Below are 24,024 nucleotides of genomic sequence, written 5' to 3' on the forward strand. Positions count from 1 at the left end.
CCTCATGGTGAGCTTGTCGAACCACGAACCACACACCCGCACAACCACCAACCATTTTCATGCAAACTACCCGCTAAACTGCTGATTTGATCAAATGAAACGTTTCATCTTGACAAGATCGTGATCTTGGGGCTCCTATTATCACGAGGCGTTTCTCAATTTATCCATTTGATGAAACGTTTCATCGCCCTGTTGGAGGACATGGCAAACAATTGAACGTCTTTTGTTATTCTGGGAGGAATACAATGAAATTCGCACATCTTATTGCCGCCAGCATTCTGGTCGGCACGCTCGCCATGCCTGCCGCAAGCTTTGCTGCTGATAAGCCCGTTGTCGGGCTGGTCATGAAGTCGCTTGCCAATGAGTTCTTCAAGAACATGCTTGAGGGCGCCAAGGCGCACGAGGCCAAGCGCGGTGATTATACGCTTAAAGCTGTTGGCATGCAGTCCGAGACCGATGTCGAGACGCAGATCAATGCGATCGAAAGTTTCATCACCCAGAAGGTTGATGCCATTGTTGTTGCACCCTCCGATTCCCGCGCTCTCGTTCCACCAATCAAACGCGCTGTCGATGCTGGTATCACCGTCGTCAATTTTGACGTGGCGCTGGATGATAAGGCCAAGGAAGAAGCCGGCCTGAAGCTTGCTTTTGTTGGCCCTGACAACCGCGAAGGTGCCAAGATGGCCGGTGATGCGCTGGCCAAGAAGCTGGGTGCCGGTGCGAAGGTCGTTATCATCGAAGGCAATCCCGGCGCTGATAATGCCGCCCAGCGCAAGCTTGGTTTCATGGACTCCGTTGCTGCGGGCAAGCTTGATCTTCTGGACTCGCGTACCGCCCATTGGGAAACCGAAGAAGCCAACACCGTCTTCTCCAATATGCTGACCGCTCATCCTGATATTCAGGGCGTGATGGCCGCCAATGACTCCATGGTGCTTGGTGTGGTCAAGGCCATTGAAGCGGCTGGTAAAACCGGCAAGATCGAAGTCGTTGGCTTCGACAATATCCCTGCCGTACAGCCGCTCCTGAAGGAAAAGAAGCTGCTGGCCACAGTTGACCAGTTCGGTCAGCAGATGGCCGCCAATGCCATCGACAAGGCACTCGGCGTTGTGGCGGGTGGTAAGCCACTCGAAGGCTGGGTGAAGACCGAGATCAAGCTCGTCACCTCAGATGACGTGAAGTAACACGGTCAAACAGCGGCTGTGCTCATCTGCACAGCCGCCAACCGGGTCAAAGATCATGGAAAATGTGCAAATGGCAGGTGCGACGGCCCCGGCATTGGCGGATGCTGCCGTAAAATCGGTGCTTGCGCTATCGGGCGTCAAAAAGCGCTTTGGCGGTGTTATCGCGCTTGATGGCGTCAGCTTTTCGCTGCGCCCGGGCGAGGTCCATGCGCTTGTCGGCGAGAATGGCGCAGGCAAGTCCACGCTGATCAAGATCCTGTGCGGGATTATCCAGCGCGATGCCGGGACGATCACGCTCGATAGCGAGGCCTATGATCCGCATACACCCGGCGATGCCAAGAAGGCTGGCATTCAGGTGGTGCATCAGGAGTTCAATCTCCTGCCCTATCTTTCCGTTGCTGAAAACATCTGCTTTGAAGACATGCCGCGCAAGGCATTCGGCATGGTCGATTTCCCGACACTCTATGCCAGGGCACGCAAGGCGCTGGATGCCATCGGTCTTGGTGATGTCGATGTGCGCCGTCCGGTGGAATCGCTCGGCGTGGCCCATCGCCAGCTCGTCGAAATTGCCCGCGCATTGATGGGCGAAAGCCGTATCCTCATTCTGGACGAACCGACAGCGACGCTGACCGCGCGTGAGACCGAACGGTTGTTTGAGATCATTGCTGCCCTCAAAGCCAAGGGCGTGGCTGTGGTGTTTGTCTCGCACCACCTCAACGAGGTGTTTTCGATCTGCGACCGGGTGACGGTGCTGCGCAATGGCCAATCGGTCATGACGGCGGATATTGCAGCCACCACGCCGGATCAACTGGTTACCAATATGGTTGGACGCCAGCTGGCCGCTGCCATGGCCGCCGCGCGCGATCTGGATAAAACGGGCCGCACCGCCCTCTCCTTACGCGGTCTGCGCCACCCCGCCTCGCCCCATGCGGAAGGTGTTTCCCTCGATCTGCGCTATGGCGAAATCCTTGGCATTGCCGGGCTTGTCGGTTCAGGCCGAACGGAACTGCTCCGCTCGATCTTCGCTGCCGATCTGCCCCTATCCGGTACGCTGGAACGCGATGGAAAACCGCGCCGCTACCAAAACCCCAAGCAGGCGATCCGCGATGGTATCGGTTTTGTCACCGAAGACCGCAAGGAGGAAGGTCTGATCCTTGATATGGCGATATCGGCCAATGTGACATTGGCGAGCTTGCGCAAAGTCTCGCGCCTCGGCCTTCTCAACAAGCGCGCAGAGACGCTGTTGACCCAACAGCTCGGCGGCGAGATCAAGCTGAAATATGGCGGTGCCTCCGATGCGGTTTCCACTCTGTCGGGCGGCAACCAGCAAAAGGTGGTGCTGGCCAAATGGCTGGCGAACGATCCGAAAATCCTGCTGCTCGACGAGCCGACGCGCGGCGTTGATGTGGGTGCCAAAGCGGAAATCTATGCACTGCTGCGCGGTCTTGCGGAAAAGGGTCTGGCCCTTCTCATCGTTTCCTCGGAACTGCCTGAACTTATCACGCTCAGCGACCGCATTCTCGTCATGTCGAAACACCGCATTGCCGGCGAAGTGGCACGGGCAGACTTTTCCGAAGAGCGCATTTTGAACTTTGCCTATAAGGACGAACGCAACCATGGACACCACTGATTTGACCACGGCGCCCGCGGGCAGCAGAACCATCGCAACCACGACCAAAACAGTGCTGCGCGAGGCGGGTATCGGCATTGCGCTGATCGCGCTGATCATCGTGTTTTCCTTCACACCGCATTTTTTGTCCTCCAGCAATGTCACCAATATCTTGACGCAGGTGACGATCAATCTGGTGCTTTCCATCGGCATGACCTTCGTCATTCTGATCGGTGGCATTGATCTTTCCGTCGGCTCTGTCCTGTCCTTCTGCGCCGTGGTGGCGGGTACTGTGATGACCCTGCCGGGGCTTGATCCTGTCATGGCGGTGTTTCTGGCAACCATCAGCGCTATTCTGGCGGGCATCGGGTTCGGCCTGCTCAATGGGTTGATCAGCGCCTATTGGGCCATTCCGTCGTTTATTGTTACGCTTGGCACGCTCAACATCGCGCGCGGTGCGGCCTTGCAGGTGACCAATGCCTCCACGATCTATTCCTTTCCGGCAGCGTTCAACGCCTTCGGTTCGAAAACTTTTTACGGCATTCCGCTGCTGTTCCTGATTGCGCTGGTGCTGGTGGCGATTGGCTGGTTTGTCCTCACCAAAACCGTATTTGGCCGCGTCCTCTACGGCATTGGTAACAATGAGGAAGCAGCCCGTCTCGCCGGGCACAATGTGTTCTTTTACAAGGTCGCTGCCTTTACCATCTGCGGCGTTCTCGTCGGTATCGGCGCGATCATCTACATGGCCCGCCTCAACATTGCGAGCCCGATCATCGGCATCGGCTTTGAGCTCAATGCGATTGCCGCTGTCATCATTGGCGGCACGAGCTTGAGCGGCGGACGCGGCAGTATTGTCGGCACCCTGCTTGGTGCCTGTATCATCGGCGTGCTTGCCAATGGTCTTATTCTTTTGGGTCTGAGCGATTTCATGCGGCAGATGATCACCGGATTTGTGATTATCCTTGCAGTAATCCTTGACAAATATCGTGAAAGGCTGACGAAAGCATAAGGGGAAATGATGGTGTTAACCACGGTTGGCATCCGCAACAGGTCAGGCATGGGAAGATGGCAAACATCAAGGACGTAGCCGCAAAGGCCAATGTTTCCGTAGGCACTGTCTCACGCGTACTGGCGAAGAACGAGACAGTCGGCAAAGAGCTGCGCGAACTGGTGGAAGCCACGATCCGCGAGTTGAACTTCCGGCCAAATGGCGTGGCGCGCGGTTTGCGCCGCAGCCGCACCGATATGATCGGCCTTGTCATCCCTGATATTACCAACCCGTTCTTCGCCGAACTGGCAAAACATGTGGAGGCAATTGCCTCGCGCGCGGGATTGTCAGTGCTTCTGTCGATCACCAATGATGATCCGAAGATCGAGCGTGCGCAGATCGACAGTCTGCTCAAGAGCTATCCCACCGGTCTCATTGTTGTCCCCACACAATACGGCGCCTCCAAGGGCTGGAGCAGCGATGTGGCAACCGTGGCTGTCGACAGGCGTTGCGCGGGCTTTCCCCTGATCTCGGTTAATCATTACAGGGGGGCAGGTCTCGCAGCCGTGCATTTGATGTCGCTGGGCCATGAGCGCATTGCCTATATTGCCGGATCGGTCGACGCACCCGTTGCGGGTGAACGGCGTGCCGGTTTTCTCAACACGCTCGCCTCAGCAGGCGCGCGGTGCGAGGTTGTCGAAGGGCATTTCGATTATGCTTCGGGCGAGACGCTCGGACGCCTGTTGCTCGACCGTCCCGCACATGAGCGCCCGACCGCGATTGCCACGGCCAGCGATCAGCAGGCCATCGGCCTGTTGCGCGCCGCCAGCGATCTTGAACTCAAGGTGCCGGATGATGTGTCAATCATCGGCTTCGATGATATTCCGCTGGCCAATCTGGTAACGCCGCGCCTGACCACGATCAGCCAGCCGGTGGAGCAAATCGCCGCGCGAGCTGTTGCCGCCGCCACCGGCAGCGATGGTGTGCCTTTGCAGGACGAATTCTTTGAAGCAACGCTGGTGGTTCGTGGTTCGACAAAACAGCTTTGAGGGAGAGCGGTGGATGCAACGCTAATCGTCAGCATTGCAGAATTTTGCCCCCTGCAACTCATCTAATCTGCTTAGCCGTGGGTCCTCGGGTCAAGCCCGAGGATGACGGAGAGATGGGAGCTTTAGGATGACGGAGATGGGGCGTGTAGAGAGCTAAATTCTGCAATCTCTGCGATTTGCATCTCGTATTGCAGCCCAGCCAAGCCCCTCATGGTGAGCTTCCTGAGCCTGTCGAAGGGCGAACCACGACTAACTTTTAATTCTCTGCCAAGCATTCACCCCCCTCTGCCTTGTCAGGCATCTCCCCCACAAGGGGGGAGATCACATTGACATCAGCGCCTTTGCACAACAGGAAGCGCTGCAAATTGTGCAAGATAGCATTGAAGGCTGATCTCCCCCCTTGTGAGGGAGATGTCCGACAGGACAGAGGGGGGTGATTGCATCCACCAACATTGCAGTTGCGGAACATACTACCCTATCACCACACACCCCTTTCGCGTCTGGCTATTGATGTGGTGGGAAAGACGGGCGATTCATTCGGAAGAGCGAGGGCTGCAATATAAAAGCCCGAACAGGAGGCACCACTTACCCTCCCCCTGTTATGAACGGTGGTGCTAATCGGCCTCCGGTGCAATCACACCCTTGGTCAGAATAAAACACCCATAAAAACGGCGCTCACCCGTGGCGATGACGCAATAGGCGTTTTTGGCGTGCTCATAAAAGGCCATGCGGTCGATGGAGACCATTGGCCAATGCTTGCCCTCGGCAGCATCGATTTCCACCTGCATTTCCTTCTGCACATCCGGAATCTCATCGGGGCTGCCGACGATTTCCATGCGGGCGGCAGCGTCATCGATAAATGTGTCGAGCGGCATGACCGAGAGGATGGCACGGGCGGCGCGTGGGGCGCTTACATTGTCGATACGCAGCAGGCGGCCAAGGCGGGTTTGCCGGGCAATGGAATCACCGGGAAAGTTCGTATCGCAAATGACCAGACGGTCGCCGTGCCCCATGGATTTGAGCGCATAGAGCACATCGGCATTCAACAGCGGATCGAGATTTTTCAGCACGGTTGTTTCCTTATTCTCAAGGTTTGTTCGCGGCCATGAAGGCTTCGAATTCTGCTGTCGTCGCATAGGCTTTCTGCGTGCCGGGCCGGGTGATGGAATCAGCCGCATAGAGCGCCGCCTTTTTCAACGACGCCTCAAGCTCTTTGCTCTCGACATAGTAGCGGGCAAAGCTGCCGATGAAGGCATCGCCAGCACCCGTTGTGTCCTTCGGCTTGACCTTGACAGGCTCGATCATGGTCGACTTGTCAGATGTAATCAGCCGGGCGCCGCGTGAGCCCAGCGTGACGATAACCGTGCGGATGCCCCGCGAAATCAGCGAATGAGCAGCCTTTTCGATCTGGTCATCCGTTTCGGTGGGCATGCCGGTCAAAAGCGCCAGTTCGCTCTCGTTCGGCACCACAAAGGTGACTTTCGCGACTTTCGAAGCATCGAGATCAGGAGCGGCAGGTGCGGGGTTGAGAATGGTTTCAATGCCGTGCTTTTCGGCGAAAGCGGCGGTGTAATAAACTGTCTCCAGCGGCACTTCCAACTGCATCAGGATCAGGTCGCAGGTCTTTAAATCCTCCGCTGCCGCATCGATATCTGATGGCTTCAAATCGTTGTTGGCACCCTTGATGATCAGGATGGAATTTTCGCCCGTCTCATCAACGAAGATTGGTGCAACACCGCTCGATTGCCCGGCGACCATGCCGACATGGCTGATATCAATGCCGTTGCTTTTCAGATTGGCAATCGTGCTCTGGCCAAATACATCGTCGCCGACCTTGGTGACCATCATCACATCAGCGCCCAATCGGGCAGCAGCCACGGCCTGATTGGCACCCTTGCCGCCGAACCCCATGGCGAATGCCGGGGCTTCCAGTGTTTCGCCGGGCGCTGGCATGCGGATGATCGATGTGACGAGATCGGTCATGTTGCTGCCAACGACTGCAATGCGACGAGCCATGCTATTTTCCTTGTCTTATTCGTAACGTTCGAAACTGGTCTATATCAATGATTTCGGGAAAGAAACATGCCCTCACCTGTCGCTGTTTCTGAAGGCATTCAGCGCAATGACCAGAAGCAGGAAGCCGCCCCAAATGAAATCAATGAGGTGATTGGAAAAGCGCAGGATCTGGAAACCCGAAGAGAGCAGCATCAGCGCGATCAGGGCGATGGAAACCCCAAGCACCCTGCCCTTACCGCCAGCCGGATTGGTGCCGCCGAGAACGGCAATCAGGATGGCTTGCAACAGGTAGGACGCGCCGTAATCGGACTTGGCCGCATTGGTCCGCCCCGACAGGATGACACCGGCGATAGCAGCCAGAAGCCCGGTCATCATGTAGGAATAGAAAATCATCCGGTCCTTGCGCAGACCGGCAAAGATCGCAGCGCGCGGATTGGTGCCGATGAGCATCAGATTAACGCCAAGCGTGGTGCGCGTCAGCAGGATTGCCACGGCCCCCGCAACCACGACAAACAGGATGAACGGCGTGGCAATGCCAAGGATCTTGCCATTGCCGATAAAATTCCACGCATCGGGGAAGCCGACAATGGCCGGACCACCTGTCAGCACCACGGCAAGGCCAGTGAAGATTTGCCCGGTGCCAAGGGTCGCCAGAATGGGCGTGATGCGCAGTTTGGAGATGAGGAAGCCATTGAGCACCCCGGCGAGCAGGCCGATGCCCAGCGCCATCAGCACGCCAATGCCGGTATAAAGCAGCACCATCCCCGTGGATTGGCTTGTGCCGACAATCACCGAATGGAAAAACACGCCTGCCAGAATACCGGCGAGATTAGCGATACCGACAACGGAAAGATCAATGCCGCCTGTCAGCATGGCAATCATCATGGCGATAGCCAAAATGCCGAGTTCCGGCATGATGTAGGTAATGGATTCAAAATTATAGTAGCGCAGGAACTTGTCCGGGTTGAGATAGGACATCAGCGCGAAGACAAGCACCGTGATGACGAGCAGTTGCAGGATATTGCGGTCCTGCCCGAGAATGCGTTTGGCGATTGAGCTGTTTTGCATGATGGAGCCCTCAAACCAGTTTCTTGCGGTCGCGCCAGGCGGTAAGCGCTGTCGCAACGATAATGATCAGGCCAACGACGACGCGTTGCCATGTGGTGTCGACCTTCATGACGATCAGGCTGTTCTTGACCATGACGAGCATGAACACGCCAAGCAGCGTACCAATGACACTGCCGCGCCCGCCGAAGATCGAGGCCCCGCCAAGCACCACGGCCGCGATGACATCAAGCTCCAGACCGGCGAAATCGCGCGGGTTGGCAAGCCAGATCATCGAGCCGTGCAACAGGCCGGCAAAGCCCGCCAGCGCCCCGGCAAAACAATAGACGAAGAACAGCGTGCGGCGGGTGTTGAAACCGACGCGGCTGGCCGCCTCGGGTGCGCCGCCGAGTGCAAAGATGCTGCGACCGGCCATGGTGTAGGTGAGGAAAAGATGGGTGACGAGCGCAAGCCCGAGATAGATCAGGATCATCGCCGTCAAGCCGAAATTGGTGCCGGTGGCCGAGGTCAGGCTGACCAGATCGGTCTTGGCAAAGGCGATCAGTTGCTGGGGCATCTTGTCGATATTGATAACGCTGGTGCCAACCAGTCCGAGCAGCAAGCCGCGCACGACACTGCCGGTGCCGAGCGTGACGATCAGCGGAATCATCCTGAAAGTATGGATAAAAAATGCATTGAACGCGCCAAGGAAAAGGCCAATCAGCGTTGCGGCGACAAAGGGCAAAAATACGCCCTCATAGCCCGTATAGATCATCAGCTTGATGGTCAGATACATGGCCGCGGCGGCAAAGGCGGTGAACGAAACATCGATCCCGCCTGATATCATCACCACCAGAACACCAAGCGCCATGATGCCGATAATGACATTGCTTCGGAGCAGCCCGAACAGATTATCAAGCGACCAGAAGGCCGGATTGATCAATCCAATGATGATCATGGCGGCAAAAAGAATGCACGCGATGATGAATTCCGATCTACGAAACAGAGTCATTTCAAGGCCTTCAGGCGGTCGTTTAAAGCGTCTTCATTTAAAACATCAGGTCCGATTTCATCAACGAAACGGCCACGATGCATGACGATCACGCGGTTGCAGTTCTGCACCAGCTCCGGCACGTCATCGGATATCATCAGCACGGCAAGGCCGTTCTCGGTGGCAAGCTCACGGATTTTGCGATGGATCTGCGCCTTGGAGCCAACGTCGACACCGACAGTCGGGCCATTGAGGATGAGGATACGCGCGCCGGTCAGAAGCCAGCGCGCCAGCACCACACGCTGCTGGTTGCCACCGGAGAGATGGTTGACGGGCGTATAGGGTCCGGGCGCGGCGATCTGCATGGCGCCGAACATGGAGGTGGTCGCTTCGGCGGTCTTCCTGCGGTCGATGAACAGGCCGCGCACGAATTTGTCGAAGGAGGTCGCCAGCATGTTGCGTTCGATTGACTGGGTGAGGAACAATCCCTCGGTCAGCCGGTCCTCGGGCACATAGGCAAGCCCGCTGGCAATGGCTTCCTGCACGGTCTTCGGATGAACGCCGTTGCCATCGATTTTGACCGTACCGGTGAATTTGGAATTCATACCAAACAGCGCCAGCGCCAGTTCCGTGCGGCCCGAACCAATGAGCCCGGAGAGGCCGACAATTTCGCCCGCATGCAGGGTCAGATTGATATCCTCAAGGCTGCCTGCGATGCTCAGATTGCGCACATCAAGACGCGGGAGGTTGTCGCCCTTGGGCTGCTCCCAACGATAGGCCTGATCGGTCAGGTCATGCCCGGTCATGGCGCGGGTAATCGCCGGTTCGTCGAAATCATTAATCGGGCCTTCTGCGACCTTCTTGCCATTGCGCAGGACAGTCAGCCGTTCGCTGATCTCAAGCATTTCGCGCATCTTGTGGCTGACGAAGAGCACGGCAATGCCCTGCGCCTGAATATCGCGCACAATGCTGAACAGCGCGTCCACCTCATGACGGGTCAGCGCTGTTGTTGGCTCATCCATGATAATCAACCGCGCATCGGCCATGACCGCACGGGCAATAGCGACGATCTGCTTGCCGGATGTGGGGAGTGTCTCGACATCGGCGTCAAGGTCCATCGTCACGCCAAGGCGGGCCAGCGCCTTTTCGGCAAGCGCGCGCACACGGCGCCAGTTGACCGCGCGCCTGCCCTCCAGAAGCAATGTGTTCAGCGCCAGATTCTCCGCAACGGTCAGATTTCCGAACAGGGAAAAATCCTGATAGATGACCTGAATGCCATGCTGCACCGACTGGGCTGGCGTCATGCCGGAGACTGGCTTGCCATCGATCAGGATTTCACCATCGGTTGGCTGATAAACGCCCGCCATGATCTTGATGATTGTCGATTTGCCCGAACCGTTTTCACCGGCCAGACAGTGGATTTCACCCGGCTTGATCGATAGCGACACGGTATCCAACGCCACAAGGCCGCCGAAGCGCTTGCCGATGTTTTTCAGTTCCAGAAGGTGTTCGCTCATGTTTTTCCTTTTTGCCCCTCTGTTTCACCCCCCTCTGTCCTGTCGGACATCTCCCCCACAAGGGGGGAGATCAGCTGTATTACTGCCTTTGCACAATCTGTAACGGTTCCTGTTGTGGGAAAGCGTTACTGTCTATGTGATCTCCCCCCTTGTGGGGGAGATGCCCGACAGGGCAGAGGGGGGTGAATTGCCCCTCACTCAGAAGTTGTAATCGCCCATATTGGCTGAGGTCACGCCGACCCAGCCTGCGCCATAGAGCAGGTTTGGCTTGGAGGCATCGGGAACGAGCAGGCTGTTATAGCCGGGCAGACCCAGATCAAGACCGGCCTTGATCTCGCCGGTCTTCTTTTCCAGCGCCATCACAGCCAATTCGTTCATGGCATAACCCGCCACAGCCGGGTCCCAGAACTGGATATACTGAATGTCGCCATTCTTCAGGTACTGACCGGCAACCGACACAAGACCCGTGCCTGCAAAGAAAACCTTGCCCTTCAGGCCGCCTTCCGCAATCAGACGGCCAGCACCGGCTGATGTCGGCATGGGTGCGCCGAGAATGCCTTTGACGTCAGGATAGGTCGTCATGGCTTCCTTTAGCTTGGTATAGTCCTGATTGGCATCGTCATAGGTTTCCAGACGTTCGGTTGCCAGCGACATTTCAGGGAAATTCTTCTTCTGGTATTCGATGGCACCATCGATCCAGTCCATCTGCGACTTTGAGGTCAGGCTGCCGACGGTGGCGAGGTATTTGCCCTTGCCGCCCATATCCTTGGCCAGAACTTCCATCAGCTTGGCGCCGTAAGCCTTGTTGTCGAAGGCTTCGAGTTCATAATCGACATTGACGATGTTGGAAGCTTCATGGGCGATGACCACGATACCGCGATCCCGCGCCTTTTTCAGAACAGGCTCAACCGCTTCCACCGAGAACGGCACGATGCAGATGGCATCAACGCCCTGCGCAATGAGATTTTCAACGATCTGCACCTGCGCGGCGGCATCAGCCTGGCTTGGGCCGACCATCCATACATCCGCACCGGTTTCAGACTTGAACTGTTCAACGCCGGTGCGCATGCGGTCAAACCAGGCGATGCCGTCCACCTTCACCACAGTGGCAATAGTGTATTTCTTGCCGCTGGCGGAGGTGACGTATTCCTTCTTCACCTTGGATGTATCGACGGCGCTGTCGGCCATCGCAGGCGCAGCCAGAGCCGCGATAATGGCAAGTGATGCGAGCAGTTTTTTCACAGGTTAATCCTCCCTTGGTTTTGCCCAGTCATTTTCCGGATTGTGCGCCAGGCGCCAGCCCTGAAATTCTTCTCAAATTGCGGAAAAAGCGGTTGGCGCGACGATGTGCATCAAAATCGGCTTGCCCATGACGGGTGCCGTTATCTGACGCCAAAACCTGACCAATCCATTTGCTCGCCGGTTCTCCCAAACCGCTGCAAAAGTGCTTCTCCCTGCGATTCATGCTCGATGAAACGTTTCATTTAACATTTCGGATCATATGGGACTTGTCAATACGCATCGACGTGTATCGAACAAATGTTTACCGGAATATTGATTTGTCGCTAAATTTTGCCGGGTGATTGGCAAAAAACTATCGGTCGCCATGGGAATATTGTCAGGCGCATTGATCCGCGAGGATACCTCTTGGTATGAGTGAATTTCAGAAATGAGGTTTCATACGATGGTAAAGGGCAAGGTGCTCGTAACAGGCGCTTCCGGGTTTATAGGACAGGAGCTTGTGCCTTACCTCAGGGCCGCCGGTTATCAGGTGACCGCCGCGTCGCGGGCGGCGGGCAATCGGACGACACAACCTGTCGATGTGGTACACCTGCCCTCGCCCGACGCACCAAACGAAGCGTTCGAACAGGTTCTTGCCGGTTATGATCATGTGGTGCATCTGGCGGCCATTGCCCATACACACCTGCCCGATGCCACAAAGCTTTATCACGATGTCAATTGCCTGCTTGCGGCCAAACTGGCGCGCGCGGCTGATAAAACCCTATCAGGGAAGTTCGTGTTCCTGTCTTCGATCCGGGCACAGTCAGGCCCAACGCAAGACGGGATCATCACCGAACTGTCGCCTCCACAACCAACGGATGATTACGGCCGGGCAAAGCTTGCCGCCGAGGCTGAGATAGCCAAGGCCCTGCCAAGGCGCAATTTCACGATCCTGCGTCCGGTTCTCGTCTATGGCCCCGGTGTGAAAGGCAATATGGCTGCACTGATCAAACTGGCGGCGCTGAAAATTCCGCTGCCGCTTAAATCGTTGATTGGCCAGCGCTCAGTGCTTGACCGCTCCGCCCTTTGCCGCGCCGTTCTGCACAGCCTGCAAAGCACAAATACCGATGGCGGTATCTATATCGTCGCGGACAGGGAACCGATGACAGCGGCGGGGATTGTCAGCGCGATCCGGCGCGGTATGGGACGGGATGCGGGGCTGTTCACCCTGCCCGCGCCGCTTTTGCATCTCGCCGCGTTGATAACCGGCCAGAACCAGCGCTGGCGAACACTCAACGGCAATCTTGTGGCGAATGCTGCATTGCTGGAATCAACCGGCTGGGAGCCAACCGATGATTCCGCTTTGCGGATTCAGCAATCGGTTTTGTCGAAAGCAATGTAACCGAACAAGGCCATGTTCGGTATATATCAACAGAATCAATAATTTAGGTAATTTAATGTGGTGGCTGGGGCGCCTGGATTCGAACCAGGGGATGGCGGTACCAAAAACCGCTGCCTTACCACTTGGCTACGCCCCAAAATGCTGTTGTCAGTGTGTTCCACCGCATGACAGCGCGGCCTTATAACCTCTGGTTCCGGCTTGCGCAACGTGAATGATTGGCCAGTTTGTCGCTCTTCACAATTGTTTCGGCATTATTTTCATGACAAGGGTGGATCATTCGACAGCTTTGTAAATTGAGGACGACATTTTCTTGCCTCTCATTCTCTCCCTTGTCCTTGCCGCAGCGGTTGCCAGCGCCGTGCTTCTCGGCATTCTCTTCAAATTGTTGCCGAGACATTTCCTCGCCGCAGGTATCAATGAGCGCTCCAACCATACGCAGCCCGCACGCCAGCTTGGCGGCCTTGCCATTGTGCCCGTGGTTTTGGTGCTGCTTTGGGTATTTGGCGCGCAGATTGGTCTCGACCGGCGCTTTCTCACGGCCGCATCCATCGGCGTGCTCATCCTCTGGATCACGGGTATGCTTGATGACCGCCGTCACCTACCGGAGAGCATCAGGATCGCCACACAGCTGATTGCCTCCTGCCTTTGCATTTATGGCCTCGGCCCTGATTTTCGCCTCCTGCCGGATTTCCTGCCTGAGATCATCGAGAAAGGCCTGCTCGTTCTCGCGCTCGTCTACTTCATCAATCTGACCAACTTCATGGATGGGCTCGACATGATGATGGTTTCGGGGATGGGTATTCCCCTCGCCTTTCTGGCGGGGTTTGCAGCTTTCGGACTGGCTGGCATGGCATCGGGAAGCATAGCGGCGGCCATCGCCGGAGGACTTCTCGGCTTTGCGCTGTTCAACCGGCCCAAGGCTACGGTATTTCTGGGCGATTCCGGTAGTTTGCCGCTCGGGCTTCTCTGCGGCCTCGCCTTCTTCATGGTCGCTCGCGACATGCGCATTGCAACCGGGTTCATTCTACCCCTGTTCTTCATTGCTGACGCCACGACAACGCTGATCAAGCGGCTTCTGGAAGGCGATAACATTTTCGCTGCCCATTCCAAACATGCCTATCAGGTGGCCAAACGATCCGGCTGGTCCGTCTGGCAGGTGGTCCTGACCGTAGCCGCCCTGAATGTCGTTCTCGGCATCTGCGCGTTTGCGGCGGGTTCGACCAATATTCCGGTTCGGCTGATCGGTATTGTGGTTGCGGTTATTAGCGTCACGGCTGTGCTATTGCGCTTTCGCAAACAGAAATCCGCTTGATCACAATCTGCGGAAGATCGCCGCGAGGTAAAGCCCTATCTGGCCCAGTAGCGTTTGCCTGTGAACACCCGATTGTTGCAGGGCGAGGATGCGCCGGATGAAATTATCCGACCTGACCTTCCAGTAAAGATCGCAAATTACCTGCGCTTCTTTACTCAGCAGTTCCCGGTTGCGCACCAGTCCCTGAATATTCAAATCGGCCTGCTCGGCAAAGCGATCTTTCAATCGCGCACGCAAGGCCGCAAGTTGTCCCTGCCAGCCCTTGCCATGATCAGGTTGACGATCGCGCACCAGCGGTTGCGGATCAAAATGCACCACGCCACCAGCACCAGATACAATCAGATAAAGCCACCAGTCATGACTGGAGAATGGCGTCGTCAGGCAGGACTGGGCGAGAAGATCATGCGCCATCCGGTTAAAGAGCATTGTATTGGCGGTGGCGATATTCTGGACAAGCGCATTGCGAAAATCCGCAGGATGCGCATAGAGCGGCGATGAGCCGACAATTGCGCCATTCCGCGCTATTTTGAGCGTTCGCGAGCAAAAGACCGACGGAACGGCAAAAGCATTGTGCTCGATCCAGCGAATGGAGTTTGCAAGCTTTTCCGGCTCCCAGATATCATCCTGATCGGCAAAGGCATAATATTCCGCCTGAATAGCCGGGGTGGTAATCAGCGACCGGATGTTTTCAGCCCGGCCATCGCCGGGGCCGGATAAGAGGGTTACATGCCCCTTCGTCCAGCGCTTTGCCCATTGCTGCAGGATTGCCCGCGTCTCATCCGTCGATCTGTCATCGGACACCCACAGATCGATATCCGGATAGGTTTGCGCGGCGATCGAAGCCAGTTGCTCATCGAGAAATGCTGCGCCGTTGAATGTTCCCAGGAGGACAGCCACTGTTCCTGATGATGGTGCCCTTTTCAACAGCCCGCAATCCCGCTTGATGTTTTCCGTCGGTCAATCAGTGCCGTTGTTTCTGCACGTGAATATGGCCAAGATTGAGGTCGGTGCCTTAACTCGTCGCCTTGTCGAAAAGCAGAACCCGCACTCCATCGGGGTCCTGCTGTGCGATCAGTTTGCGCAATTCGGCTACGGCTGCCGGCAAATGATCGACGGGTGCAACACGCCGTTTCGCCCGCAAAATCTTGGAATGGCTCGTTTCGGAAACACCTGTCGGATCATAGAAAAGCTCTTCGTGCAGCTTCTCCCCGTCCCGGATCCCAATAGTTACCACTTCGATATCGCCATCGGGGTTCTGGTCATCCTTCACCGAAAGCCCGGCGAGCAGGATCATGTTTTCGGCCAGATCGCGGATGCGCACCGCTTCACCCATTTCCAGAAGCAGGATATCGCCGCCTTCGGAAAGGGCACCGGCCTGAATAATCAGCTCGGCCGCTTCGCGCACGGACATGAAATAGCGGGTCATCTCGTCATGGGTAACGGTAAGCGGACCGCCATGGGCGATCTGTTCGCGAAACAGAGGCACAACGGAACCGCTGGACCCGATCACATTGCCGAAGCGCACGCAGGTGAAAATCTGACCTGTACCGTGCTTCTTTGCCTCGTCGCCGTGATAACGCACGATCAGTTCGGCCCAGCGCTTGGTTGCGCCCATAATGTTGGATGGCCGCACCGCCTTGTCGGAGGAGATGAGGACGAAATTGCGCACCCCCGCCTCGCGGGCAACCGCTGCCAGCACATCGGTGCCGATGACGTTGTTGCGCGCACCTTCGACGACGTTCTCTTCGACCAGGGGAACGTGTTTATAGGCAGCGCAATGATAGACGTTTTCGACCTTGTGCTGTTCAAGCACCACCTTGAGCAAGGGGCCATCGCTGATCGAGCCAAGGACGGGCACCAGAACGCAATCGCTGATATCCGAAAGCTCCCGCTGAAGCTGATACATGCTGTGTTCGTTCACATCGAAAAGCACAAGCTTTGCCGGGGCCAGCTTGACGATGGTCCGGCAGAGTTCCGAGCCGATTGATCCACCCGCACCTGTCACCAGAACAACGCGGTTTTCAACTGTCTTGTCGAGCAAATCAGGATCGGCGGGCACAGGCGAGCGACCGAGAAGATCGTCAATATCAATATCACGCAGATTGCTGACGATGTATTTTCCGGCGGTCAGATCGGAAATAGCAGGCAGAATGCGCACCTTGACATTGAGAACCTTGAGCTTGCCGATCAGCAAACGGCGCTGGCTACCGCTCAGGGATGACGTCGTCACAATCATTTCGTTGATGCCAAAATTATCAATCAACGCCTCGATCTGGGAGGTAGGATAGACACGAATGCCAAGGATATCCATGCCCTGCAGGCTGCGATCATCATCAATAAAGCCCGCAACAAAAACTTCGTTCTGCGCTTTAAGCGCATTGGCCAATTGCCGTCCGGCATCGCCCGCACCGAAGATAAGGCACTGACGGGACAGTAGTTTTTCACGAAGCGGGCTCCACAGGAGCCATTTCGCGGCAAAACGGCTTCCGCAGATCAGAACGACGCTGAGAACCCAATAAAGAAACGGAACAGCGCGGGGCACGCCTTCTGCGCCGGTCATTTGCGTGAGAAACGCCACGACCACCCAGATGATGACCGAAAAAGTCACGGCCTGAATCATTGTCCAGATGGCTTTGTCAGGCAGATAGCGGATGACAGCCCGGTAAAGGCCAAAGCGGATGAACACCGGAGACGCGATGAGCGGCGCGGCAATCATCAGCATCGCCTGCTCGGTATTGGGCATGAAAAGGGTATTGAATCTCAGCACATAGCTGAACCAGGCCGCAAACGTCAGCACCACCATGTCAAAGCTGACAAGGAGCACCTGTTTATAACGACGCGGCATCATCGAGATGCTTTGCCGAAAATTTTCCAATTTCATTGATCCTCGGTGCTTACGGAATGCCTGGGTAATATGAGAAACTGCGATTTTTCTTAAAGTCCAATTTGAGGCATTTGTGAGATTGCGCTGCTCATCCTTAGAACCCTAATTGTGTTGGAGACCAGTAACATAGGGTTACACAAATGCAATGATCGTCTGATGATTAGTAAACTACTTTCTTTTCCGCTACTTTATCCAACACAGTCTGGCAGCATTTATCCTTGGTTTTTCCCAAACAACGGAACAACAAGCCATGGAACAGACGTCAAACCTCAAGCTTCCCTACATTGCCCCATCCCAGGCGCAAAAGCATGTCACCCACAATGAAGCTATCAGGGCTTTGGACGCTCTGGTGCAGCTTTCAGTTATCGGCAGATCATTGAAAGAGCCTCCGGCAAGCGCCAAGGAGGGCGAGCGATACATTGTTTCGTCCGGTGCCATAGGGGCATGGAATGGCAAGGACGGGCAAATTGCGGCATGGCAGGACGGCGCATGGGCTTTCTTTCAACCTGTGGATGGTTGGCATGCATGGATTGCCGCGGAGAACTGCCTTGCCGTTTTCAGTCAGGGACGTTGGGCTGATATCAAAACGGGGACAAATCCGGTCGAGCTTGTCGGCATCAACACGCGCGCGGATGATACAAACCGCCTCAGTGTAAAAAGTGCTGCCTCGCTGTTTGACCATGCGGGTGAAGGACACCAGCTGAAAATCAACAAGGCGGGCGATCAGAAACTGGCCTCGATTCTGTTTCAGTCCGGTTATGAAGGTCGAGCCGAGATCGGTACGATCTGGAACAGGGATTTCTCCATCAAGGTCAGCGCAGATAACAAACAATGGCGTGAGGTCATGATTGCCGATGGCAAGACGGGGATGGTTCAGTTTCCCGGCGGCGTGGTTCACAGCCATACGGGCAGAAAACTTTCCGGCCTGATCTTTTTATCCGGTAGCGGCAATGCCGTTCTTGAGCCGGTCGCAGCCACTGCGGCTTGCGCATCGGTTTCTGGTGATCTTCTCTCGCTCAAAACCAAGGTGGCTTCGACACTCTTTGCTTCCACAATGCGCGGCACGGGGATGGTCCGCCTCTGGAACATCAGCAAATCCCCGGCACAACCCGCATGGGTGAAATGGGACACAGGTGCTGACCAACTGCAGGTGAGCAACCCTGATCATATCAGGCAGTGGGTTGCTGGCGATAACCTTCAGACAGCTGATCCGGCTAACCAGACGATTGCTGTCGATATCTCGCCGCTTATGTACAGCCAGTTGGGTAATGTATTTGTGCAGGATGGTGTGGTGCTTAATGGTGGTACTGCCGGGGGGATGACACTCGCATGTTCAATTGCATCGCCGGTATCATCAAGCAATCTCATCTGCTTCAAAGGTGATGAGCGCGGGCGATATAATTTGATTGGTGTGTATGGGTGATGTTGTGGTTCGTGGTTCGACCAGCTCACCATGAGGGAGAGTGGAGTGTGCAGGGAGTCAAGTTCTGCAACTTTGGTGATTAGCGTTACATCCACCCCTCTCCCTCATGGTGAGCTTGTCGAACCACGAACCACACACCACGAACCACACTCATGCAAAGTGAACTCAGGAAACCCTCAACTCCCGCGATAGGTGGAATAAGACCAAGGCGTCACCAGCAGCGGCACATGATAATTCGCCTCCACATCGGAAATGGCAAAGCGGATGGGTACGACATCCAGAAATGCCGGTTCCGCAAGCTCCACACCTTTTGCCTTGAAATATTCCCCGGCAAAGAAGCTGATCTCGTAACGTCCAACCGCCATTTCATCTGATGACAGCAACAGTTCATCGGTGCGGCCATCACCATTGGTGACCACTGCCTTCAGCAAATGCCTCACCTCGTCCGCATCAATGCGATGCAGGGTCAGCTTCATGCCGGATGCAGGGCGTCCCTGCGATGTATCAAGCACATGTGTAGACAATTTTCCCATGATTTGCCTCTCACGCAATCAGATCATCGAGCCGGAAACGGGCAATCAGGGCAATCTGCCGCAAAGCTTCTGTTACTTCTTCCCCGGCATTGTTCTGCAACCGCGTCCTGAACGCCGCCAGAATGGAATGTTTGTCATGGCCGCGCACCGCGAGGATGAAAGGAAAGCCGAACCGCCCCTGATAGCCATCATTCAGCCGATGAAACTCGTTGAATTCCGCGTCCGTCAGACGGTCGAGCCCCGCGCCCTTCTGTTCGCTGGTTGAATGCGTGGTCAAACTACCCTGCCGTGCAGCCTTACCAGCCAGATCAGGATGAGCGCGGATAAGGCCAAGTTGTGCCACTTGTCCCGCCTTATCCACCGCACCGACCATGGCTGCGTGCAGGAGTTCGACGCTGGCGAAGGGCCGCAGCGGCACCACTGCTTCCGGCACCCAAGGCGAATGCTCAAAAATACCGCCCAGCGCTGTGACAAAAGTTTCCGGATCGGCGTTGTTCAGTTCATCGAGAGTCATCGAGACCTTTCTTCAAGCGTTGTTTCAGGGCGTTCACAGAACGCAGCACATTCTCAGGCGTGGCGGGCGCATCAAGTTGCGGCGCAGCGCCGCCCTTGGCCAGCGAGGCGATTGCATCGCGAATGGCAAGCCACACGGAAACCCCGAGCATCAGCGGCGGCTCGCCGATGGCCTTGGAGCGGAACACCGTTTCTTCGCGATTGGGCGCATTTTCAAGAATACGCACGTTGAACTCAGGTGGCACATCGCGCGAACCCGGAATCTTATAGGTGGACGGGCCGACCGTGCGCAGCCTGCCTGTCTTGTCCCACCAGAGTTCTTCGCAGGTGAGCCAGCCCATACCCTGCACAAAGGCGCCCTCGATCTGGCCAAGATCGATAGCCGGGTTCAACGGTGAGCCGACATCCTGCAGAATATCGGCGCGCAGGCAGCGCGATTCGCCTGTCAGCGTATCAACGGCAACTTCCGCCACCGCCGCACCATAGGTGAAATAGAAGAACGGCCGCCCCTTCATCGTCTTGCCGTCCCAATGGATTTTCGGGGTGGCGTAATGCCCGGCTTCAGACAATTGCACGCGCTTAAGCCATGACATTTTGGCGAGTTCGCCGAATGACACGGACTCATTGTCCGCGTGAACGCGGCCCTCGCGATAGGTGATGACTTCCTCTTCTACGCCGAAATGCTCGGCGGCGACCGTGGTCATGCGCGCCTTGATCGCCGTGGCCGCCTTGAAGGCTGCCATGCCATTCAGATCAGAACCCGTCGACGCCGCCGTTGCGCTGGTGTTCGGCACCTTGCCCGTCGCGGTGGAGGAAATACGCACCATTTCCAGCTCGACCTGAAACACCTCGGCCACGACCTGCGCCACCTTGACGAACAGGCCCTGCCCCATTTCCGTGCCGCCATGGTTGAGGAAAATCGAACCATCGAGATAGACATGCACCAGCGCACCGGCCTGATTGAGTGATGTCAGGTTAAAGGAAATACCGAATTTCACCGGCATCATCGCCAGACCACGGCGAATGACGGGATTGGTCGCATTATGCGCATCGATTTCAGCGCGGCGCTGCTGCCAGTCCGATGAAGCCAGCACAGCCTCGGTTACTTCAATCAGTCGGTTGTCTTCCACCGGCTGGCCATAGGGTGTCACCTCCCCGGTTGCATCGCCGTAATAATTGATGGCGCGCACAGTGTTGGGATCAAGTTTCAATTCCCGCGCGATGGTATCGATGATGTTCTCGATGGTCAGGATGCCCTGCGGCCCGCCGAAGCCACGAAACGCCGTGTTGGACACCGTATTGGTCTTGCAGGCATGGCCGATAAAACGCGCATGGGGAATATGATAGGCATTGTCCGTATGGGTCAGGGTGCGCGTGATGACAGGGCCGGTCAGGTCAGGCAGGTTTCCGGCGCGGGCGAGATATTCCACGTCGAGGCCCAAAATTCTGCCACGGGAATCAACGCCCACCTTCCAGTTGGCAACGTAATCGTGCCGCTTGCCCGTACCCGCCATATCATCGCGGCGTTTCAGCCGCATCTTGCAGGGTTTTCCCGTTTTGGCTGCAACGAGTGCGGCGGCACCGGCGATGATCGTCGCCTGACTTTCCTTGCCGCCAAAACCGCCACCCATGCGCCGCACCTGACACTCCACCGCATTGGCATGCAATCCAAGAATGAGCGCCACATGGTGCTGCACCTCGGTTGGATGCTGGGTCGAGGAATGCACCAGCATCTCGCCGTTTTCACCTGGTATGGCATAGGCAATCTGGGTTTCCAGATAAAAATGGTCCTGCCCGCCCATATGCAGCGTGCCCGACAGGACATGCGGTGCGCTGGCCAGTGCCGTCTCAACATCGCCATCAATCACTTCCTGCGGCGGCAGCACATAGCTCTTGCGCCGATGCGCTTCTTCTATGTCCAGCACCGGTTCAAGCGGTTCAATATCAACCTTCACCTTCTTGGCGGCGCGATAGGCGGTTTCGAAATCCCGCGCTGCGACAACGGCAATCACCCGGCCTTCGTGGTCAACAATATCCTCGGCGAAGAGGGTTTCGCCTTCAAGGATCGGGCCTACCTCATTATGCCCCGGCACATCCTTGGCCCACCAGACCCCGGCAACACCTGCCATGGCAAGCGCCTGTGTTGGATCAATGGATTTGAGCCGCCCATGGGCGACGGGCGAGAGTACGAAAGCCGCATGCAACGTGCCGGGCAGTTCGGGCATATCGTCGATGTAGTTCGCCGCACCCGCCACATGGCGCGCGGCGGAATCATGGGCGATGCCTTTGCCGACGATGGTGCGCTGGACGGTGTGGGGAGCGTGTTCGGTCATTCACCCCCCTCTGCCCTGTCGGGCATCTCCCCCACAAGGGGGGAGATCACATTGACATGAATGCTTTCCCATAACCGGAAACGTTGCTGATTGTGCAAAGGCTGTAATGACAGCGGATCTCCCCCCCTGTGGGGGAGATGTCCGACAGGACAGAGGGGGGTGATACCCAGATATCCCATCATAACGCCATCACCTCAACAGTCTCACCTGATACATCCCGCCAAAAGCGCTCAACCAGATTGCCAGCCACCTGCAGCCGATACTCAGCCGTCCCGCGCCAGTCGCTCAGCGGTTTGAACGCAGCGGTAACTGCCGCCGCACAGGCTTCAACCGCTTTCGCATCGAACTCTGTCCCAACAAGCGCCCGCTCGGCTTCCACAGCCCGGCGCGGTATTGCCGCCATACCACCAAAGGCAATGCGCGCATTGCGGACCTGTCCATCCTCACGGGTGATGGAAAACGCCGCGCAAACGGTTGAGATGTCCTGATCGTAGCGTTTCGAAATCTTGTAAACGCGGAATTCCTGTCCCGGTTTTGGCTTGGGGATAGACACCGATGCAATCACCTCGTCCGCTCGCAGTTCCGTCTTGCGATAATCGAGGAAGAAATCCTCAAGCGCCATGAACCTTCGCCCATTCAGCGAGGCCAGTTCCACATCCGCGCCGAGGGCAATCAATGCGGGCGGGCCATCGCCAATCGGGCTTGCAGTGCCGATATTACCGCCGATGGTTCCCATGGAGCGAATCTGGGTGGAGCCAAAACGGCGAATGAGCGTGGCAAAGGACGGATAGGAACCGGCAACGCGCGCCAGCACCTCTTCCCACGTCACGGCAGCGCCAAAGCTCAAATGATTGTCGGATTCGCCGATAGCACGCAGTTCACGCACATGCGCCAGCGAGATTACCTCGTCCCAATCGGAATGATAGTCGGCCAGCGCAACACCAAGATCAGTACCGCCGCCCAGAAGCAGGGCATCGGGCTTCTCCTTGCGCAACTGCAGAAGTTCCACCAGCGTTTGGGGCTGATAGAAAGTCGACCCATCTGCAGATATGGCGGCTTGCGGCTCTATCTCCGTGAATGCTGTAACCAGCGGACCGGCAATACCAGCCCCACCCGCGCTCGCAACCTTGCGCGCGGCCTCGACAATGGGCCGGTAGCCGGTGCAGCGGCAAAGATTACCCGCCAGCGCATCATGAATATCGTGGTCGTCAGGCGTGGCATTGTTGGCGGCAAGTCCGGCCAGCGAAATGACAATGCCGGGCGTACAGAAACCGCATTGCGACGAACCGTTCTCGGCCATCGCCGCCTGAACCGGATGCAGGACCTCGGTTTTCAGGCCCTCAACCGTCACCAGCGAACGACCATCAATCTGGCCCATGGCCAGAATGCAGCTATTGGCGGCGTGGTATTGCACCGAATCACCATGGGGATCGCCAATAAGCACCGAACAGGCCCCGCAATCGCCCTCCGCACAGCCTTCCTTGGTTCCCGTCAGGCGCGGCGCGCTGCGCAGCCAGTCAAGCACTGTCATATCCGGCCGGACAGAGGCTTCCTGTTTTTGACCATTGAGAAAAAATCTAATCATATGAGACATGACATGCAGCTTCATCCGGCAACGTTAAACCGTCAAGGGGCATACAACAGGGATGGCAGGTTGGTTCTTGCTGCTCTCGCGCGGATTTGTGCGTGGTTCGTGGGTTCGTGGTTCGACAAGCTCACCATGAGGGAGAGAGGTGCGTGCAGGGAGTCAAGTTCTGCGACGTTGAAGATTATCGTTGCATCCACCCCTCTCCCTCATGGTGAGCAACTGTGTTTGGGTGTTGATCAGATTTGGTGTTCTAATCTCCATGGTGTGTCGGTTTTGATGATGGCGTTGATGATGACGATGAGTTTTCGCATGATGGCCACAATTGCAACCTTGAAGGGTTTTCCAGCGGCTCTGAGTTTCTGGTAGAAGCGTGCCAGTGGCTGGCTCTTGGCCCTTATGATGGAAAGGCACGCCATGTAG

General features: G+C 56.5%; 19 protein-coding genes, 1 tRNA gene and 1 pseudogene. 7 read left to right on the forward strand and 14 right to left on the reverse strand.

What is annotated here, in order from left to right; genetic code table 11:
- Nucleotides 1–245: 245 nt before the first annotated feature.
- The 4 genes from AB4Y96_RS24985 (at nt 246) to AB4Y96_RS25000 (ending at nt 4,827) form a co-directional block, all read left to right on the forward strand.
- Complete coding sequence (locus AB4Y96_RS24985; RefSeq protein WP_091880811.1) at nt 246–1,181, forward strand: sugar ABC transporter substrate-binding protein; 936 nt, start codon at nt 246–248, stop codon at nt 1,179–1,181.
- A gap of 70 nt (nt 1,182–1,251) precedes the next feature.
- Nucleotides 1,252–2,811 carry a sugar ABC transporter ATP-binding protein gene (locus AB4Y96_RS24990; protein ID WP_441920638.1) on the forward strand — a complete coding sequence of 520 codons (1,560 nt, stop codon included), beginning with the start codon at nt 1,252–1,254 and terminating at the stop codon, nt 2,809–2,811.
- Nucleotides 2,798–3,799 (forward strand): ABC transporter permease, encoded by a 1,002-nt coding sequence (locus AB4Y96_RS24995; RefSeq protein WP_113097444.1) that lies wholly within the window; start codon nt 2,798–2,800, stop codon nt 3,797–3,799. Before AB4Y96_RS24990 ends, AB4Y96_RS24995 begins: the two co-directional genes overlap by 14 nt.
- 56 nt (nt 3,800–3,855) lie before the next feature.
- Entirely contained in the window at nt 3,856–4,827 is a 972-nt protein-coding gene (locus tag AB4Y96_RS25000; protein ID WP_441920641.1) for a LacI family DNA-binding transcriptional regulator, read from the forward strand.
- Between the two features lie 614 nt (nt 4,828–5,441).
- On the opposite strand, the gene AB4Y96_RS25005 is transcribed toward AB4Y96_RS25000, so the two are convergent.
- The 6 genes from AB4Y96_RS25005 to AB4Y96_RS25030 form a co-directional block, all read right to left on the reverse strand.
- Nucleotides 5,442–5,897 carry an RbsD/FucU family protein gene (locus tag AB4Y96_RS25005; RefSeq protein ID WP_441920642.1) on the reverse strand — a complete coding sequence of 152 codons (456 nt, stop codon included), beginning with the start codon at nt 5,895–5,897 and terminating at the stop codon, nt 5,442–5,444.
- A gap of 16 nt (nt 5,898–5,913) precedes the next feature.
- Complete coding sequence (rbsK, locus tag AB4Y96_RS25010; protein WP_441920644.1) at nt 5,914–6,843, reverse strand: ribokinase; 930 nt, start codon at nt 6,841–6,843, stop codon at nt 5,914–5,916.
- 72 nt (nt 6,844–6,915) lie between these two features.
- Complete coding sequence (locus tag AB4Y96_RS25015; protein ID WP_441920645.1) at nt 6,916–7,911, reverse strand: ABC transporter permease; 996 nt, start codon at nt 7,909–7,911, stop codon at nt 6,916–6,918.
- Nucleotides 7,912–7,921: 10 nt separating this feature from the next.
- Nucleotides 7,922–8,899, reverse strand: coding sequence for an ABC transporter permease (locus tag AB4Y96_RS25020; protein ID WP_441920646.1), 978 nt, complete (start codon nt 8,897–8,899; stop codon nt 7,922–7,924).
- Complete coding sequence (locus AB4Y96_RS25025; protein ID WP_441920648.1) at nt 8,896–10,395, reverse strand: sugar ABC transporter ATP-binding protein; 1,500 nt, start codon at nt 10,393–10,395, stop codon at nt 8,896–8,898. The genes AB4Y96_RS25020 and AB4Y96_RS25025 overlap by 4 nt, the downstream gene beginning before the upstream one ends.
- Before the next feature lie 198 nt (nt 10,396–10,593).
- Complete coding sequence (locus AB4Y96_RS25030; protein WP_091880826.1) at nt 10,594–11,637, reverse strand: autoinducer 2 ABC transporter substrate-binding protein; 1,044 nt, start codon at nt 11,635–11,637, stop codon at nt 10,594–10,596.
- 442 nt (nt 11,638–12,079) lie between these two features.
- Here AB4Y96_RS25030 and AB4Y96_RS25035 point away from each other — a divergent pair, with 442 nt between their 5' ends.
- Entirely contained in the window at nt 12,080–13,018 is a 939-nt protein-coding gene (locus AB4Y96_RS25035; protein WP_441920650.1) for an NAD-dependent epimerase/dehydratase family protein, read from the forward strand.
- Between the two features lie 61 nt (nt 13,019–13,079).
- Here AB4Y96_RS25035 and AB4Y96_RS25040 read toward each other — a convergent pair.
- Nucleotides 13,080–13,154, reverse strand: a tRNA-Gln gene (locus AB4Y96_RS25040).
- Between the two features lie 174 nt (nt 13,155–13,328).
- Here AB4Y96_RS25040 and AB4Y96_RS25045 point away from each other — a divergent pair.
- Nucleotides 13,329–14,330 carry a glycoside hydrolase gene (locus tag AB4Y96_RS25045; protein WP_441920651.1) on the forward strand — a complete coding sequence of 334 codons (1,002 nt, stop codon included), beginning with the start codon at nt 13,329–13,331 and terminating at the stop codon, nt 14,328–14,330.
- Here the strand turns inward: AB4Y96_RS25045 and AB4Y96_RS25050 are convergent, their stop codons facing one another.
- Together AB4Y96_RS25050 and AB4Y96_RS25055 are read right to left on the reverse strand one after the other, a co-directional pair.
- Complete coding sequence (locus AB4Y96_RS25050) at nt 14,331–15,227, reverse strand: glycosyltransferase (RefSeq protein WP_441920652.1); 897 nt, start codon at nt 15,225–15,227, stop codon at nt 14,331–14,333. It abuts the gene before it with no gap.
- 115 nt (nt 15,228–15,342) lie between these two features.
- A complete protein-coding gene (locus tag AB4Y96_RS25055) occupies nt 15,343–17,211 on the reverse strand; it encodes a polysaccharide biosynthesis protein (protein ID WP_441920653.1) in 1,869 nt (622 codons plus the stop codon).
- A gap of 253 nt (nt 17,212–17,464) precedes the next feature.
- Here AB4Y96_RS25055 and AB4Y96_RS25060 point away from each other — a divergent pair, with 253 nt between their 5' ends.
- On the forward strand, nt 17,465–18,637 hold the full coding sequence (locus tag AB4Y96_RS25060) for a DUF2793 domain-containing protein (RefSeq protein ID WP_441920655.1): 1,173 nt from the start codon (nt 17,465–17,467) through the stop codon (nt 18,635–18,637).
- Nucleotides 18,638–18,813: 176 nt separating this feature from the next.
- Here AB4Y96_RS25060 and uraH read toward each other — a convergent pair whose 3' ends face one another.
- The 5 genes and pseudogenes from uraH to AB4Y96_RS25085 form a co-directional block, all read right to left on the reverse strand.
- Complete coding sequence (uraH, locus tag AB4Y96_RS25065; protein ID WP_091880833.1) at nt 18,814–19,170, reverse strand: hydroxyisourate hydrolase; 357 nt, start codon at nt 19,168–19,170, stop codon at nt 18,814–18,816.
- Between the two features lie 10 nt (nt 19,171–19,180).
- A complete protein-coding gene (gene uraD, locus AB4Y96_RS25070; RefSeq protein WP_091880835.1) occupies nt 19,181–19,684 on the reverse strand; it encodes a 2-oxo-4-hydroxy-4-carboxy-5-ureidoimidazoline decarboxylase in 504 nt (167 codons plus the stop codon).
- Entirely contained in the window at nt 19,671–22,016 is a 2,346-nt protein-coding gene (xdhB, locus tag AB4Y96_RS25075; RefSeq protein WP_441920657.1) for a xanthine dehydrogenase molybdopterin binding subunit, read from the reverse strand. The genes uraD and xdhB overlap by 14 nt, the downstream gene beginning before the upstream one ends.
- Before the next feature lie 178 nt (nt 22,017–22,194).
- Complete coding sequence (gene xdhA, locus AB4Y96_RS25080) at nt 22,195–23,610, reverse strand: xanthine dehydrogenase small subunit (RefSeq protein ID WP_441920659.1); 1,416 nt, start codon at nt 23,608–23,610, stop codon at nt 22,195–22,197.
- Nucleotides 23,611–23,840: 230 nt separating this feature from the next.
- Nucleotides 23,841–24,024, reverse strand: a pseudogene (locus tag AB4Y96_RS25085) (hypothetical protein); the annotation flags it as partial.

It is taken from the genome of Phyllobacterium sp. TAF24, assembly GCF_052113785.1.
In the GTDB taxonomy this organism is placed as follows: Bacteria; Pseudomonadota; Alphaproteobacteria; order Rhizobiales; family Rhizobiaceae; genus Phyllobacterium.

Coding starts and splice junctions, on each gene's coding strand:
- AB4Y96_RS24985 (WP_091880811.1), top strand. CDS start 246: ATGAAATTCGCACATCTTATTGCCGCCAGCATTCTGGTCGGCACGCTC.
- AB4Y96_RS24990 (WP_441920638.1), top strand. CDS start 1,252: ATGGCAGGTGCGACGGCCCCGGCATTGGCGGATGCTGCCGTAAAATCG.
- AB4Y96_RS24995 (WP_113097444.1), top strand. CDS start 2,798: ATGGACACCACTGATTTGACCACGGCGCCCGCGGGCAGCAGAACCATC.
- AB4Y96_RS25000 (WP_441920641.1), top strand. CDS start 3,856: ATGGCAAACATCAAGGACGTAGCCGCAAAGGCCAATGTTTCCGTAGGC.
- rbsK (WP_441920644.1), bottom strand. CDS start 6,843: ATGGCTCGTCGCATTGCAGTCGTTGGCAGCAACATGACCGATCTCGTC.
- AB4Y96_RS25015 (WP_441920645.1), bottom strand. CDS start 7,911: ATGCAAAACAGCTCAATCGCCAAACGCATTCTCGGGCAGGACCGCAAT.
- AB4Y96_RS25020 (WP_441920646.1), bottom strand. CDS start 8,899: ATGACTCTGTTTCGTAGATCGGAATTCATCATCGCGTGCATTCTTTTT.
- AB4Y96_RS25025 (WP_441920648.1), bottom strand. CDS start 10,395: ATGAGCGAACACCTTCTGGAACTGAAAAACATCGGCAAGCGCTTCGGC.
- AB4Y96_RS25035 (WP_441920650.1), top strand. CDS start 12,080: ATGGTAAAGGGCAAGGTGCTCGTAACAGGCGCTTCCGGGTTTATAGGA.
- AB4Y96_RS25055 (WP_441920653.1), bottom strand. CDS start 17,211: ATGAAATTGGAAAATTTTCGGCAAAGCATCTCGATGATGCCGCGTCGT.
- AB4Y96_RS25060 (WP_441920655.1), top strand. CDS start 17,465: ATGGAACAGACGTCAAACCTCAAGCTTCCCTACATTGCCCCATCCCAG.
- uraH (WP_091880833.1), bottom strand. CDS start 19,170: ATGGGAAAATTGTCTACACATGTGCTTGATACATCGCAGGGACGCCCT.
- uraD (WP_091880835.1), bottom strand. CDS start 19,684: ATGACTCTCGATGAACTGAACAACGCCGATCCGGAAACTTTTGTCACA.
- xdhB (WP_441920657.1), bottom strand. CDS start 22,016: ATGACCGAACACGCTCCCCACACCGTCCAGCGCACCATCGTCGGCAAA.
- xdhA (WP_441920659.1), bottom strand. CDS start 23,610: ATGTCTCATATGATTAGATTTTTTCTCAATGGTCAAAAACAGGAAGCC.